General features: G+C 62.8%; 11 protein-coding genes. 6 read left to right on the forward strand and 5 right to left on the reverse strand.

Annotation, left to right across the window (positions count from 1 at the left end; genetic code table 11):
* Positions 1 to 193 precede the first annotated feature (193 nt).
* From dctP to BMZ42_RS01795, 3 genes are read left to right on the forward strand one after another with little or no spacing between them, the layout of a single operon-like run.
* Positions 194 to 1,219: a TRAP transporter substrate-binding protein DctP gene (gene dctP, locus BMZ42_RS01785; RefSeq protein ID WP_091517889.1), complete on the forward strand. Its 1,026-nt coding sequence runs from the start codon at positions 194 to 196 to the stop codon at positions 1,217 to 1,219.
* A 34-nt stretch (positions 1,220 to 1,253) separates the two neighbouring features.
* A complete protein-coding gene (locus BMZ42_RS01790; protein ID WP_091517891.1) occupies positions 1,254 to 1,793 on the forward strand; it encodes a TRAP transporter small permease subunit in 540 nt (179 codons plus the stop codon).
* Positions 1,786 to 3,090, forward strand: coding sequence for a TRAP transporter large permease (locus BMZ42_RS01795; RefSeq protein ID WP_091517894.1), 1,305 nt, complete (start codon positions 1,786 to 1,788; stop codon positions 3,088 to 3,090). The genes BMZ42_RS01790 and BMZ42_RS01795 overlap by 8 nt, the downstream gene beginning before the upstream one ends.
* Before the next feature lie 54 nt (positions 3,091 to 3,144).
* Here BMZ42_RS01795 and BMZ42_RS01800 read toward each other — a convergent pair whose 3' ends face one another.
* A complete protein-coding gene (locus BMZ42_RS01800; protein ID WP_175556596.1) occupies positions 3,145 to 3,933 on the reverse strand; it encodes an IclR family transcriptional regulator in 789 nt (262 codons plus the stop codon).
* Positions 3,934 to 4,095: 162 nt separating this feature from the next.
* Between BMZ42_RS01800 and BMZ42_RS01805 the strand changes: the two genes are divergently transcribed.
* The 3 genes from BMZ42_RS01805 (at position 4,096) to BMZ42_RS01815 (ending at position 9,181) form a co-directional block, all read left to right on the forward strand.
* Positions 4,096 to 6,135, forward strand: coding sequence for a hydantoinase/oxoprolinase family protein (locus tag BMZ42_RS01805; protein WP_091517897.1), 2,040 nt, complete (start codon positions 4,096 to 4,098; stop codon positions 6,133 to 6,135).
* Entirely contained in the window at positions 6,132 to 7,799 is a 1,668-nt protein-coding gene (locus BMZ42_RS01810) for a hydantoinase B/oxoprolinase family protein (RefSeq protein ID WP_091517898.1), read from the forward strand. The genes BMZ42_RS01805 and BMZ42_RS01810 overlap by 4 nt, the downstream gene beginning before the upstream one ends.
* Positions 7,800 to 7,870: 71 nt before the next feature.
* Positions 7,871 to 9,181, forward strand: coding sequence for an aspartate aminotransferase family protein (locus BMZ42_RS01815; protein WP_091517901.1), 1,311 nt, complete (start codon positions 7,871 to 7,873; stop codon positions 9,179 to 9,181).
* A 77-nt stretch (positions 9,182 to 9,258) separates the two neighbouring features.
* Here BMZ42_RS01815 and BMZ42_RS01820 read toward each other — a convergent pair whose 3' ends face one another.
* From BMZ42_RS01820 to BMZ42_RS01835, 4 genes are read right to left on the reverse strand one after another with little or no spacing between them, the layout of a single operon-like run.
* Positions 9,259 to 10,332 carry an ABC transporter ATP-binding protein gene (locus BMZ42_RS01820; protein WP_091517903.1) on the reverse strand — a complete coding sequence of 358 codons (1,074 nt, stop codon included), beginning with the start codon at positions 10,330 to 10,332 and terminating at the stop codon, positions 9,259 to 9,261.
* Complete coding sequence (locus BMZ42_RS01825) at positions 10,329 to 11,318, reverse strand: ABC transporter ATP-binding protein (RefSeq protein WP_210185196.1); 990 nt, start codon at positions 11,316 to 11,318, stop codon at positions 10,329 to 10,331. The genes BMZ42_RS01820 and BMZ42_RS01825 overlap by 4 nt, the downstream gene beginning before the upstream one ends.
* Positions 11,309 to 13,399 (reverse strand): hydantoinase/oxoprolinase family protein, encoded by a 2,091-nt coding sequence (locus BMZ42_RS01830; protein WP_091518400.1) that lies wholly within the window; start codon positions 13,397 to 13,399, stop codon positions 11,309 to 11,311. The genes BMZ42_RS01825 and BMZ42_RS01830 overlap by 10 nt, the downstream gene beginning before the upstream one ends.
* A gap of 32 nt (positions 13,400 to 13,431) precedes the next feature.
* On the reverse strand, positions 13,432 to 15,441 hold the full coding sequence (locus BMZ42_RS01835) for a hydantoinase B/oxoprolinase family protein (protein ID WP_091517907.1): 2,010 nt from the start codon (positions 15,439 to 15,441) through the stop codon (positions 13,432 to 13,434).
* Positions 15,442 to 15,459: the final 18 nt, after the last annotated feature.

Below are 15,459 nucleotides of genomic sequence, written 5' to 3' on the forward strand. Positions count from 1 at the left end.
GCCGCACCCTGGTCGCATGTCCTGCCGCCTGACACGCAATCATCCACGCCGCCGCCGCACCGCCTAAAGCGCGTCGCGATCTTTCAGATTCGCTCCTGGCGGCGGGCGGTGGAGAAACAGGAGTTGACAAACTCTGACAAAAGAATTTCAGTATTCGTGAAAAAGTTCTGGAAATTGAAATTCGGAGGTACAAATGGGAATTCGTAAATCGCTGATCGCCGGTCTGGCGCTCGGTATTGCAGGGCTGATGGCGTTGCCGGCGGCTGCACAGGATTTCGTCTGGCGTCTGCAGACAAATCTCAACCCCGGCGATCCGGGCCATGTCGCCGTCGAGAAGCGCTTCGCCAAGCTGGTGGAGGAAATGTCCAACGGCCGCATGAAGTTCGAAGTCTTTCCGGTCGGCGCGCTGTTCCCGGTCGCTGACGGTCTGGACGCGGTCGGCGCTGGCGTCGCCGAGATGGGCATGCTGACGGGCGGCTATTTCTCCGGCAAGATCGGTCCGGTCGCCTCGATCGAGAACGGTGTGCCAGGTGCGCTGCGCAGCCCGCTGGAAAGCTTCGACTTCTTCTACAAGAAGGGCTTCATCGAGATCGCCCGCGAAGCGTACTCGCCTTACAATGTGTTCTATCTTGGGCCCCAGGTGTCGCCGCAATGGGATATCGTGTCCAACAAGCCGCTGCGCACGGTCGCCGACTTCAACGGTCTGAAGATCCGCGCGTTCGGCCTTGAGGCCAACTGGTTCGAAAGCATGGGCGCATCGCCGGTGTTCATGGCCGGCTCCGAGCTTTACACCGCGCTTGCCACCGGTGCGCTTGAAGCTGCGCGCTGGGCCAGCCCTTCGGCCAACAAGAGCCTTTCGCTGCATGAAGTCGCCAAGTTCTACATCCAGCCTTCGCCGATGCCCGCGCCGAACAACTTCTTCGCGGTCAATCTCGACGCCTGGAACGGCTTGCCGGACGATCTGAAGGCAATGCTGCGCGAAGCGGCGATGCTGTCCTCGCTCGAATACCTCACCACCGGCATGAAGAATGACGCCCAGGCGCTCGTCGACATGCAGGCGGCAGGCGTCGAGCTCGTCACCATCGAGCCGGAAGAATTCGCCAAGATGGAAGCGGCAGCCCGCAAGCTGTGGGTCGCCTATGCGGATCAGGGCGGCATTCACGAGCGCGCAGTCAACATGCTCTCGGAATACCTCACCGAACTGGGCCGTGGCGAATGAAGTCGCGTCTCTCGCACACTGCGGAGAGCGCTGAATGAAGTTCCTGTCAGATATGATAGGCCGACTGCTGGAAACCATCGGAAAGGTGGTTTCCCTTTCGGTTCTGGCCATCACGGTCGTGGTGCTCATTGAAATCCTGTCACGCCTGTTCTTCAGGGTGTCGCTTCCCTGGGCTGCGGACGTTGCATCCTGGCTGATGTGCGCCCTGATCATGCTTGGCGGCCCGTGGGCGGTATCGACCGGCAAATTCGTCCGCGTCGATGCGCTTTATGCCGGGTTCTCGCCAAGAAACCGGCTGCTGATCGACAGCGTCGTTTCGAGCGCTCTGCTGCTGTTCCTCACCTATGTGCTGATCCGGCACGGCTACACCTTTGCCGAACGCGCCTTCATCGCCGGCGAACGTCCTGCCTCGGCCAACTGGCCGGCGCCGATCTGGGCGTTCAAGGCCCTGATCCCGGCTGGCGCCGGGCTGATGGTGCTTGGCTGGGCACACTATTTGCTGGTCGAATGGCACGCCTATCTGCACCCCGAAGACGCCGTCACCGCCCCGGAGGAGCTGCAGATCCATGGCTGATCCCACGATCCCCTCAATCCTGCTGTTCGGGGGAATGTTCTTCTTCCTCGGACTTGGCGTTCCCATCGCATTTGCGCTGGGCGGCCTGTCGGTCGCGATGATCTACTTCTTCTGGAGCCCGGCAGCGCTCAGCATGATCCCCATGCGGGCTTTCGCCACGGCGACCAGTTTCGAATATCTGTCGATCCCGATGTTCATCTTCATGGCCTCGATGTTGCAGAAATCGCGGATCGCCGACGATCTCTACGACACCATGCAGAAGTTCATGGGCGGAATTCGCGGCGGGCTGGCCATCGGCACGATCCTGATCTGTACGCTGTTTTCCGCCATGGCGGGCATCTCCGGCGCAGCGACCATCGCCATGGGCATGGTGGCCATTCCTGCGATGTTCTCACGCGGCTACAACCGCCACATGACGCTTGGCTCGATTGCCGCCGGCGGCTCGCTCGGCATCCTGATCCCGCCATCGGTCACGATGATCGTCTATGGCCTGGTGGCCAACACCTCCATCGGCGGCCTTTACATGGGCGGTATCCTGCCGGGACTGCTGCTGGCATTCCTGTTCGGGCTCTATGCCTATCTGCGCTCGGCCTTCGATCCGCGCGTCGCGGTCGACACCACCACCTATAGCTGGGGTGAAAAGCTGCGCAGCCTGCGCATGGTGCTGCCACCAATCGCGCTGACCGTCGCGGTGATGGGCTCGATCCTGACCGGCACGGCGGCCGTTGCCGAAGCAAGCGCGGTCGGTGCAGGCGGGGCGGTGCTTGCGGCGCTGATCGCACGGCGGCTGACCTGGGAGAACCTGTTTGCCGCCTCGCGCGAGACACTGATCCTGTCGGCGGTGATCTTCTGGATCATCATCGCCTCGTCGGCGCTGTCGACCTTCTACACCGCGATCGGCGCCACGCGCATGATCGAGGGACTGATCCTGGATCTGGAGGTCAATCGCTGGGTCATCGTCACCTTGATGTTCGTCATCCTGGCGATCATGGGCATGGTGCTGGAGACGACGGGCATCATCATGATCACCGCGCCGATCTTCGCGCCGGTGGCGGTGCAGCTCGGCTTTGATCCGGTCTGGTTCGGCATCCTCTTCATCGTGCTGATGGAGATGGGCTTCCTGACCCCGCCTTTCGGCTACAATTTGTTCTATCTGAAGGGCGTTGCGCCGAAGGACGTGACGATGAACGACCTTTATCTATCGATCATCCCCTTCGTGCTGATCATGATTGCAGCGGTTGGACTGATGATGCTGTTTCCGCAGATCATCCTGTGGCTGCCACAGACCATCATGTGAACCTGAAAAGGCCGGCTGCAGGGCCGGCCTTTTCAATTGCGCGACGGGTCGCGATCAGGCGTTCTGCATTCCGGTCAGCAATTGCACCAGACGTTCCGCAGCCAGCTTCAGCGGCCCAATGAAATCGGCAGGATCGCGCGGCGCCATCCGCGTCGCCGGGCCGGTGACGCCAAGCGCAAACACCACCGGCTCATCCATGAAATGCAGCGGCACCGCATAGGCCATGATGTTCTCGTCGATTTCACGGTCGCAGACCGCAAATCCGTTGCGACGCACATCATCGAGTTCCGAATAGATGTCGATGCGGCTGGTCTTGGTCTGCGACGTGAAGGCAACCAGTTCGCCAGCCAGATGCTCGTCGATCCTCTCATCGGGCTGCGACGCCAGAATCACCTTCGCGGTCGCCGCGGCATGAAAGGGCAGAACATCACCTGGAATGACATGAAACCGATGGCCCGACGGCGCAATTTCCTGCGCGATCGACAGCACCTTCTGGCCGTCATAACGCACCAGATAGCAGGTTTCGTTCAGTTGCTGCGACAGCTCGGCACAAACCAGCTGGCCAAAGCGCAACAGCCGCGACGGATTGATCCCCAGTTGCAGGATGCGCCACAAGCGCGGTCCGGCAGAAAAGGTCTTGCGCCCCTGCATGTCGCTTTCCAGCAGGCCGGTTTCGGTGAGCGAATTGAGCAGCCGGTGCGCCGTGGGCTTTGCCAGCGACGTCAGATTGGCCACTTCGGTCAGCGTCACCCCGCCGCCTGACGTGACCACCGCCTCGATGATCGAAAAATAGCGTTCCAGCGGGCTGTCGCTGCTGGTCCTGGTGGGTTTCGGCTTCTGCATCCGAGCTTGATTCGCCTCAGCTTCATTCATTGATGAATCCTATCGGACATTCCGGATTGTGAGAAGCGGCGGACTCGGCATTCTCGCTTGACAATCCATTCTGACGCGAAAATAATACCGATTATCATAACTAAGTTCCATTAAATGAAAAAGGATTGACGCATGGCCGTCACGATCGGGGTGGATGTCGGCGGAACGTTCACGGATTTTCTGCTGGTTGACACCGAAACGGGCGAAATCCGGACAGGAAAGGTTCCGACCACAGTCGATGACCGCGCGCGCGGCTTTCTCGATGGCATTGCCGGGCTCGGCATCAAGCCGGACGAGATTCGCTGGCTGGTGCATGGCACCACCGCCGGCACCAATGCCGTGCTGGAGCACAAGGGCGCCAAGACCGGCCTGATCACCACGGAAGGTTTTCGCGACGTGCTCGAACTGGGCCGCCGCACGCGCCCCTACGCCTATGGGCTGTCAGGCACGTTCACGCCACTGATCCCGCGCGACCTGCGCCGCGAGGTTGGCGAGCGCATGGACGCCAAGGGCCGGGTCATCACCCCGGTCGACATCGAGGCAGTGGTCGCGCAAGCCAAGGCGCTGCTGGCTGAGGGCGTCGAGTCGCTGGTGATCCAGTTCCTGCATTCCTACGTCAATCCCGAGCATGAGATCGCCGCCGCGCGCGCGGTGCGTGAGATCTGGCCCAACCCCTATGTCGTCGCCTCGCATGAAATCGTGCGCGAGATGCGTGAATTCGAGCGCGGCTCGACCGCCGCCATCCACGCCTCCATTGCGCCGATCGTTTCGAGCTATATCGACAAGGTCGACAGCGCGCTGAAGGCGCAGGGCTTCGACCACGACCTGTTAATCATGCAGGCCAATGGCGGCATGGCCGCTGCGCCGGTCATCGCCGAACACGCCGTCCACACGATCATGTCCGGCCCGGCCGCCGGCGTGCTCGCCGCCGCCGAACTGGCGAGCCTTGCCGGCTATGACAATGTCGTCACCGGCGACATGGGCGGCACCAGCTTCGACATTGCGCTGGTGACCAACGGCGTCCCCCTCATCACCTCCGAAAAAGAGCTGGCCTACGCCATGCCGATCCGCATTCCGATGATCGACATTTCGACCATCGGCGCGGGTGGCGGCTCGATTGCGCATATCGACAAGGCCGGCATGTTGCGGGTCGGGCCGGAAAGCGCGGGATCCTATCCCGGCCCGATCGGCTATGGCCGCGGCGGCGACCGCGTCACCATCACCGACTGCAACTACATGCTGGGCCGCCTCAACCCCCACGCCGTGACCGGCGCTTCCGGCGACGCGCCGCTGGCCGAGATCGAGACCGCCCTCACAACGCAGATCGGTACGCCGCTCGGCCTTGATGCGGTGGCAGCGGCACAGGCGGTGATCGACGTCGCCGTCGCCGACATGGCCGGCGCGATCCGCCTGATCTCGGTGGAAAAGGGCATCGACCCACGCGACTTCACCTACATTCCCTATGGCGGCGGCGGACCACTCCATGCGGTCGCCATTGCGCGGATGCTGAACCTGCCACGCGTGCTGGTGCCGCGCTATCCGGGCCTCAACTCGGCGCTCGGCTGCGTTCTGGCCGATGTTCGCCATGACTTCGTCCAGACCATCAACCTGCCGCTCGCGCAGATCCCGGCAGGACAGGTCGACGAGATCGTCGCCAGCCAGATCCAGGCAGGCAAGGATCTGCTGGCGCGCGAAAAGGTCGTCGTCAACGAGGTGGTGCTGCAGCACGAATTCGAGCTGCTCTATCGCGGCCAGTCGCATGTGCTGCGCATCCCGGCCCCTGAAGGCGCATTCGACGCCGAAAAGGTCCGTCTTGCCTTCCGCGAGGCGTTTCTGGCGCGCTTTGCCATCGAGCTGCCGACGATGATCCCGGTGCTGGTCAATGTGCGCACCACCATCATCGGTCGCCGCGACCGCATCAGCCTTGCCGACTTCACCCCCAAGGGCGGCAATGAAGACGCGGCGTTCAAGGGCACGCGGCGCGCATGGTTCGACGGCGCCTGGTGCGAAACCAAGATCTTCGACCGCGAACAGCTGCCGATCGGTTTCGTCTTCCATGGCCCGGCCATCGTCGAGCAGTCCGACACCACCCTCATCCTTGATCCGGGCACGCGCGGCGAAGTCGACGCGCTCGGCAATATCATCATCACATTCGAGGAGCGCGCGGCATGAATGCGATTGCGCAAACTTCCACCGTGGCGGCCATCGATCCGGTCACGCTGACCGTGGTCGAAAAGGGCCTGCAGCAGGTCTGCACCGAAATGGACCTCGTGCACGAGAAAACCTCGTTCTCGCCGGTCATCTCCGAAGCCTATGATCGCTCCAACGGCATCTATGGCATTCAGGACGGGCGCATGATCTCGCAGGGCGAAACCGGCCTGCCGATCTTTCTCGGCGTCATGCAGGAATGCGTTCATTCCGTCATCAAGGAACGCGCCGAGCACCTGAATCCGGGCGATGTCATCATCGTCAACGACCCCTATCGCGGCGGCACGCATCTGATGGACGTCAAGATGGTGATGCCGTTCTATTACAAGGGCAAGCTGTGGTGCTATCTCGCCAATGCCGGGCACTGGCCCGACACCGGCGGCATGGTGCCGGGCGGCTTTTCAACGACCGCGACGGAAATCCATCAGGAAGGCCTGCGTATTCCGCCGGTCAAGATCATGGAAGGCGGCGTTCTGGTTCAGGACATCGTCGATTTCGTGCTCGCCAACATCCGCGTCTCGGAAGAGCGCATCGGCGACATCCATGCCCAGATCGCCGCGCTGCGCGCCGGCGAGCGCGCGCTGACGGCGCTGATCGACCGCTACGGGCTCGACGTGGTCAACGATTGCGTCGCCGAGATCGAAAGCCGCGCCGAAACGATGATGCGCGCCCATATCGCCGACATTCCAGACGGCGTCTATTCGGCCTCCGCCTTCATCGACAGCGACGGCGTGGTCAATGAACCGCTCGAAGTCGCCCTCGACGTCACCGTCAGCGGCACCGGGATCACCTTCGACTTCTCGCGCTCGTCCAAGCCCTGTCGCGGGCCGCTCAACTCGGTGTGGGCCACCACCCAGTCCGCTGTGTTCATCGGCATGAAGCACATTTTCCCCAACGTGCCGATGAACGCCGGCTGCTTTGCGCCGCTCACCGTTCTGCGGCCAAAGGGCACCTTCCTTTATGCCGAATATCCGCGCCCCGTCGCCGGCTGTTCAGCAGAAGTTTCGCAGCGGATCATGGAAGCGGTGTTCCTGGCGCTGGCCAAGGCCATTCCGGGCAAGCTGTTCGCCGCACCCGCCGGCACCTCCGGCAATCTGTCGCTCGGCGGTTTCGACCCGGAAACCGGCGAACATTACATCATGTATTATTTCTCCGGCGGCGGGTATGGCGGCTGGTGGGATGGTGACGGCATTTCCAATGGCTGCTCGACCATCGGCATTTCGAAATCGCAGCCGGTCGAGATTCTCGAACAACGCTATCCGCTGCTGTTCGAACGCTATGCGTTGCGCGAGGGATCGGCCGGCGCCGGCCAGTTCCGCGGCGGCATGGGTGTCGACTATCGCATGCGGCTGTTGCGCGGCGAAGGCACGGCATCCTTCCTGATGGAACATGGTCGCTTCGGACCGCCCGGCGTGCTGGGCGGTGAAGACGGCCAGCCGAACCGCATCCGCCTCAATATTCAGGGCCGCGAATTCGAACCCGAGCACCTGTCCAAGGGCGAGAATTTCCGTCTGCTGGAAGGCGATTACATCGACGTCGGCACGCCCGGCGGCGGCGGCTATGGCGCAGCCGAAGACCGCGACCCGCAGGCGCGCACCGCCGATGAAAGGCTGGGTTATCACGGCTGAGACTGTTTGCCGGGGCGTCATCGTGCGCCCCGGTCTTTTTATCGGGCATCTGCAGAACATGCGAGAAAACCATGAGCACATCACAAACCCCTGAATCCGCAGCGCTCTATGAACGCGCCAAGAAGGTCATGCCCGGTGGCAACACCCGCCACACCGTGTTTCGCAAGCCCTATCAGGTCTATGCGGCGCGCGGCGAAGGCTGCCGCATCATCGACATCGACGGCAACAGCCGCATCGATGCGGTCGGCAATTTCACGTCGCTGATTCACGGCTATGGCTGCGAGGCGATCCGGGTGGCGGCGCGCGAACAGCTGGAGAACGGCCTGTGCTTCGGCATGGCAACGCCCGGTGAAGTGCGCCTGTCGGAGATGCTTGCCGAACGCCTGCCCTCGGTGGAGCATGTGCGCTACTGCAATTCGGGCACCGAAGCAGTGATGAACGCAGTCAAGGTGGCGCGTGCCTATACCGGCCGGGCCAAGATCGCCAAATGCGAAGGCGCCTATCACGGCACCTATGACGTGGTGGAAACCAGCCAGGAAGCGCGCCCCGAAAACTGGGGCGAGCCGGACGCACCGAACTCCGTTCCCACCGCCGCCGGCACGCCGCAGGGCGTTCTTGACGATGTCGTGGTGATCCCGTTCAACAATGTCGAGCTGGGCGAGAAGATCCTGCGCGCCAAGGGCAACGATCTGGCCGCAGTGCTCGTCGACGTGATGCCCAACCGCGCCGGTCTGGTGCCCGCCACGCAGGAATTTCTCGACATGCTGCGCCGCGTCACCCGCGAGATCGGCGCCCTGCTCATCCTCGATGAAGTCATCACCTTCCGCCTCGGCTACAATGGCGCGCAAGGGCGCTATGGCATCGACCCGGACCTGACCGCCCTTGGCAAGGTGATCGGCGGCGGCTTCCCGATCGGCGCGGTTGCCGGACGCAAGGACGTGATGGCGGTCTACGATCCGACCAATGGCGCGCCGCGAGTCCAGCATGGCGGCACGTTCAGCGCCAACCCGATGTCGATGGTCGCCGGCATCGCCGCGCTCGAGGCGCTGACGCCGCAAGCCTACGACCATCTCGAAGCGCTGGGCGAGCGCTTCCAGACCGGCATCACCGCCCTGTTCGACGAAATGGGCATCGACGCGCAGGTCACCGGCCTTGCCTCGCTGCGCCGCATCCATCTCAACCGCGCCAGCCTCACCGACTTCCGTTCGACGGTGCTAGCCGGTGGCGATGGCGCTGCCAAGGTCGCTGCCCTGTCGCGGCTGCTCTTCGATGAAGGCGTCATCATTGCGGCAAACGGGCTGGTGTGTTTCTCGACGGCGATGACCTTCGACGACATCGACGACATCATCGCGGCCTTTGCCCGCGCGCTGCCCAAGCTCTGAGCGAGCCCTGCTCGTCTGCAACAAAAAAGCCCGCAGCTGGTCGCTGCGGGCTTTTTCTTGACTTCAGGAACGGCAGTTCAGGCTTCCGCCTGCTGCCTTGAACCGATCATCTCGTGGTAGATCTTCATGCGCTGCGCGGCAGCTTCCTTATAGCCCGGCGCACTTTGCGTCGTCGCATAGGCGGGGATCTCATCAGCCCGGATGCACGCGGCCTGCTGCGCGCCGAAATCAGCCAGCTCGGGCCGTGTGGTCCGGCAGGCATCCGTCGAATAGGCACAGCGCGGATGGAAATGGCACCCGCTCGGCGGATTGACCGGGCTCGGCATCTCGCCCTTGACGGCGCGGTCGGGATTGGCGCGGCCAAGACCGATCTGCGGCACCGCCGAGAACAGCATCTGCGTGTAGGGATGGCGCGGCGTGTCGAATATCTGCGCCTTTGGACCCTGTTCGATGATCCGTCCCAGATACATGACCGCGACGTGATCCGCCATGTGCTTCACCACGGCCAGATCGTGGGCGATGAAGACATAGGAAAGACCCAGCTTGCTCTGAAGGTCTTTCAATAGATTGATGATCTGCGCCTGCACGGAAACGTCGAGTGCCGACACCGGCTCATCCAGAACCAGCAGCTCAGGCTCCACCGCAAGCGCGCGGGCAATGCCGATGCGCTGTCGCTGGCCGCCGGAGAACTGGTGCGGGTAGCGATCCAGATGCTCCTTGCGCAGTCCGACCAGACCCATCAATTCCTCGACGCGCTGGCGTCGGGCGGCGCGGTTGCCGTGACCATGAATGATCAGCGGCTCCTCAAGAATGGCCCCGACCTTCATGCGCGCGTTGAGCGAGGCCATCGGATCCTGAAAAACCATCTGGACCTGACGGCGCAACGCAAATGCTTCGCGCCCCTTCACGCCAGCGATGTTCTTGCCGTTGACGCGGATCGAACCGGCGGTCGGCGCCAGAAGGCCCGAGACCATGCGCGCGGTGGTGGACTTTCCGCAACCGCTTTCGCCGACCACGGCGATTGTCTCACCACGGCGCAGATTGAAGCTGACACTGTCAACGGCCCGCATCACCCGGCTGCCGAAGAGATTGCCGCTTTTGACGGGATAGAACTTCGACAGGTTTTCAACCTGCAACAAAGGTTCGGTCATTTTTCGCACCCTTCCAGCGGAACCTTCAGACAGGCGACCTGATGGCCTGGCACGAGTTCCAGCAATTGTGGGTCGGTCTGCGCGCAAGACTCATCGGCAAACACACAGCGCGGATGAAAGCGGCACCCCGTCGGGAAACGATCCGGCGTCGGCACGATCCCATCCACCGAATGAAGCCGCTCCTCGCCGCCATCGAGCCGTGGCACGCTGGCCAGAAGACCGATCGTGTAGGGATGCTGCGGATTGCGGAATATTTCCTCGGCCGATGCCCGCTCGACCACGCGCCCCGCATACATCACCGCGACCTCGTCGGCGATTTCGGAGACGACGCCAAGATCATGGGTGATGAAGATGATGCCCATACCCGTGTCGCGCTGAAGGCGCTTGATCAGCGCCAGGATCTGCGCCTGCACGCTCACATCCAGCGCCGTTGTCGGCTCATCGGCAATCAGAACTTCCGGCTGCATGATCAGCGCCATCGCGATCATCACGCGCTGGCGCATACCGCCCGACAATTCATGCGGAAACTGGCCAAGCCGGCGCTCCGGATCGGTCATCTCGACCTGTTTGAGCGCTTCGAGCGCACGCTGGCGCAGCTGCCGGGTCGGGGTCTTGCGGTCATGGGAGCGCAAGGCCTCGACCAGCTGGTCGCCAATCGTGAACACCGGATTGAGGCTGGTCATCGGCTCCTGAAAGATCATCGCGATCCTGCGGCCGCGGATCGAGCGCATCTCCTCGTCGTCCAGGACGAGCAGATCCTCGCCGGCAAGCCGAACGCCGTCGCCCGAGATCATGCCGGAGGCCGGAAGCAGCCCCATCAGGGAGAGCGACAGGATCGACTTGCCACTGCCACTCTCGCCAACGATGCACAAGGTGCGGCCCTTTTCGACCGACAGCGTGACGCGATCCACGATCGTGACCGCGCCGTGGTCGGTCGCAAATGCAGTGCTCAGATTGTCGATTTCAAGCAGCGCGCTCATGGCGATACGGACGCCTCACCACGACGGATCAGCAGATTGCCCCAATGATCGACAGTGCAGGCCCATTGCGGCAGAATCCAGATGGTGGTGTCTCCCTGCTCGACGATTGCCGGCCCGGCAAAGGATTGTCCACCCGTGAAGTCGGCCCTGTCAAACACCGGCGCGTCGATGAAACGACCGTCATGGAACACACGGCGCTGCGCAATTGGTGTCGGCAGTTCGCCCTCACCGGCCAGACGAGCCTGGGTCAGCGCCGGCATCTTGCCCACCACACGCACACGCTGCGCCATGACAATCACGTCGCTCTCGCCATCGCGATAGCCGTAATTCTCATCATGGCAGGCATGGAACAATGCTGTCAGCGCCGCCGGATCGAGCGCAGCCTGCAGATCTTCAGGCAGCTTGACCTGGAGATCGAAGCCCTGCCCGCGATAGCGCATGTCGAGAATGTGCTCATAGGTGATCTCGCTGAGGAACTCGCCCTCACCGGCGATCCAGTCGCGCGCCTTCCCGGTCAGTTCGGTGAAGATTTCCGTCAACCGGGCAGCGGACTGATCGCTGACCTCGACCTGGTTCGACGCGACATAGTCGCGCTTCACGTCGGCCAGGATTGCACCCAGTGCGCAGAAGGTCGCCGGAAGACCGGGGACCACAACGGTGCCCATCATCGCTTCGTCGGCAACGAGGTTGGCGTGGGTTGGCCCCGCGCCGCCAAAGGCGAGCAGCGAATAGTCGCGCGCGTCATCGCCGCGATGCGCCAGCTCACGTCCCATCTCGGTCGCCATGACAGCGGCGGCCACGCGGATCGCGGCTTCGGCAGCCTGCTCGGCGACATTGTCGCCCGTGAATTTGAGGCGGCGGCCAATTTCCTCAAGGGTCTTGCGCGCCAGTCCAAGGTCGAGATTGATACGTCCGCCAAGGAAGCGTTCCGCGTCCAGCAGGCCGGCGACGAGATAGCAATCCGTGATCGTCGGCTCGGTGCCGCCGCGCCCGTAGCAGATCGGCCCCGGATAAGCGCCGGCGCTTTGCGGACCGACCTTGAGAAGACCGTGCTTGTCGACCCACACCACCGAACCACCGCCGGCACCGATTGCCGTCACGCCGATCACCGGCAGCACCAGCGGAAAATCGCCGATCTGCGCGCGCGTCGTGTTGGCCGGATGGCTGCCATGGACCAGCGCCATATCGGCGCTCGTGCCGCCGACATCGACGGTGATCAGCTGATCGATCCCGGTGAGCGCAGCGACGTTGGCCGCCGCCACCACACCGGAGGCAGGCCCGGACAGGATCGTGTCGATCGGCCGTTCTCTTGCCGTTTCAAGGCTGAGAATGCCGCCATTGTTGGCGGTGATATAGATCGGCGCGGTAATGCCCAGATTCGAAATGCGATGGTCGAGCCGGTCGAAATAGCTTTCCATCAAAGGCTGGGTGTAAGAATTCAGCAACGCGATGATCGCGCGCTCATATTCACGCTTTTCCGGCCAGACGATGCTGGAAGCGGCAATCGAGATCCCCGGCATGCGCTGGCGCAAGCCTGCAACCACTTCCGCCTCAAGCTGCGGATGGGCGAAAGAGTGCATCAGCACCACGGTCACCGCCTCGACCTCGGCAGCGCGGAAGCTTTCCGCAAGCTGGTCGAGCTCGGCATCGCAGACCGGGCTGAGGATCGTGCCATCATGGGCAGCGCGCGCCGACACTTCGAGCACGAGATCGCGCGGCACCAGTGCTTCCTCGCGCGGCGCGATGAAGTCGAACGCGCTTGGCATCTGCGAGCGGGCGATTTCCAGAATGCCGCGATTGCCCTTGCTGACCACCATGCCGAGCTTCACACCCCGGCGCTGGATCGTCGCGTTCAGGCCGATGGTGGTGCCATGCACGATCAGCGCGATATCGCGCGGCTCGACATTGGCCAGTGCCAGCAATTGCGGCAAGCCGCGTTCGACCGACAATGACGGATCGTCCGGAACGCTCGGCTCCTTGAAACGAAGGATCGCGCCGGTGCGCTGGTCAGCCAGCACGAAGTCGGTGAAAGTGCCGCCAACGTCAATTCCGACGCGGCAATAGGCCTGCTCGAATCCAGTACTCATGGAAGCGCCTTTTTCTTTGATTGGATCAGCGGTCATGCGGGCGCGTGCGCCGGCAACAGCCGGTCGAGTGCCTCGGCCAGCCGCGCACGTGCTTCAGACGGGTCGGATATCAGCTGATCAAGCGGTATCTTGGTTCCCTCACGCAGCGCCGGCAGCGCGCTGTAGAATATTTCCTTGCGAACATCGTGGCGGCGCGCGCGTGGCAGCGCGTAGAGACGCCGGTTGATGTCCAGCATCACCTCGTCAGGGAACACGCTTTCCCACGCCAGACGCTGCGTGCCGAAGCTGAACAACTCATCGGCCTGTTCCTGCGCCGTGCTGCGCAGCTGCGCTGTTGCATCCGCGTCGACAGCGCCATCGCTGATGACAACACCGTAGACGGCGCGGGCCGCCTCGGCGCTGACAAAGCCGCGCCGCACGTCGGTTTCCACCGCCGCCGGATCGCGCTCCATCGGGTTTCCAATGCCACCACCGCCAGGCATGCGTAGCGTCACCGTGTCGCCGCGCTTCAGACGGACCGGCATGCCTTTCGGAACCGGCCGTTCATCAGGCCGCCCTTCATTGATGACCGCGCTGACCAGAGCCCCGGACTTGCCGCCGGCATAACCCCAAGGCGCCATGCGCGAACGCTCCAGACCGCTGATCTGGATATCGCCGCCATTTTCGCCGGTCAGCTCGACCGTCAGCGACTGGCCGACGCCACCGCGATATTTGCCCGCGCCACCGGAGTCCGGATTGATGTCGTAGCGAAGGACGCGCAGCCCCTGCTCCATCTCGACGAGCTCGAGCGGACGGTTGCGCATGTTGTTGATGCTGTTGTCCCGCGCATCGACGCCGTCGCGGCCATCCAGCGCGCCCATGCCCGAACGCAATGGCTCGACCACTTCCACGCGCAGCGTGTCATCCGGCATCTTTTCGGTGAAACGGAAAGTGGCCATCGAGCCACCCATCGCTGCCGACATGATTTCAGGATTTGCCTGCAACACCGCACCGGTGACGCAATCAAACAGACGATAGGGCGCGCTGTGGCGCAGCCCGACTGCAATCGGCGGACGGGCGTCGAAAACCGAGCCCGGCTGATTGCGCACGCTGATGCCGCGATAAAGACCGGCATTGCGCGGGATATCGGGGTCGAAGGTGGTGATGATCCCGGTAAGGCGGAACGACAGCCAGTACATGCGCCGTCCAAGCGAGGGAACGTTGAACGCCGACTGCGTCTCCGGGTCGGTACCCGTCAGGTCGAGCAGCACCTGGCCGTCCTTCACCTCCATCCGCAGCCGCACCCGCAGCGGGATATTGGTGACCACGTCATCGTCGAGGTAATCCCAGAAATCGTAGACGCCATCGGGAATACGGCGCAGCACGTCACGCGCACGAGCGGCGGTGTAGTTCAGCAAATCCACCTGCGCCTGCAGCACCGTGTCGACGCCGAAGCGTTCGATCACGTCGCCATAGCGCCGGTTTCCGGTCTCCAGCGCGCCCATCATCGCCTTGAAATCGGCAATGGTGACATCGGGCACGCGCGTGTTGAGACGGATGAGCGACAACAGCTCTTCGTTGAGCGCGTCGCCCTTGCGCAGCTTCATCGGCGGAATACGGAAACCTTCCTGGAAGATTTCGTGGCTTGCCGCCGACACGCTGCCCGGAACATTGCCGCCAAAGTCGAGCGAGTGGATGAACGACCAGCCATAGCCGACGATGCGGCCTTCGTGGAAATAAGGCTGGATCAGATGCACGTCGGGCAGATGGGTCGACAAGCCGCCGGACGTATAGGGATCATTGGTGATGATCACGTCGCCCGGCTCAAGATCAGGAACCGCTTCAATCGCGGTCTTGAAGTTGGTGTCGATCAGGAAGTTGAAGCTTGCCGACGGCGGATAGGCAAAGACATCGCCATTGGTGTCCAGCAATGCCACCGCGAAATCGGCGACTTCATTGACATAGCTCGATCGCGCCGTGCGCTGCACGGTGAAATAGATCTCGTCGGTTAACGCGATCAGTTTGCGGCTGATGATCTCGAGTGTGACTGGGTCAAGCTGCATAATCGTAGAGTCTTCCGT

Source organism: Aquamicrobium aerolatum DSM 21857 (assembly GCF_900113935.1).
Classification (GTDB): domain Bacteria; phylum Pseudomonadota; class Alphaproteobacteria; order Rhizobiales; family Rhizobiaceae; genus Aerobium; species Aerobium aerolatum.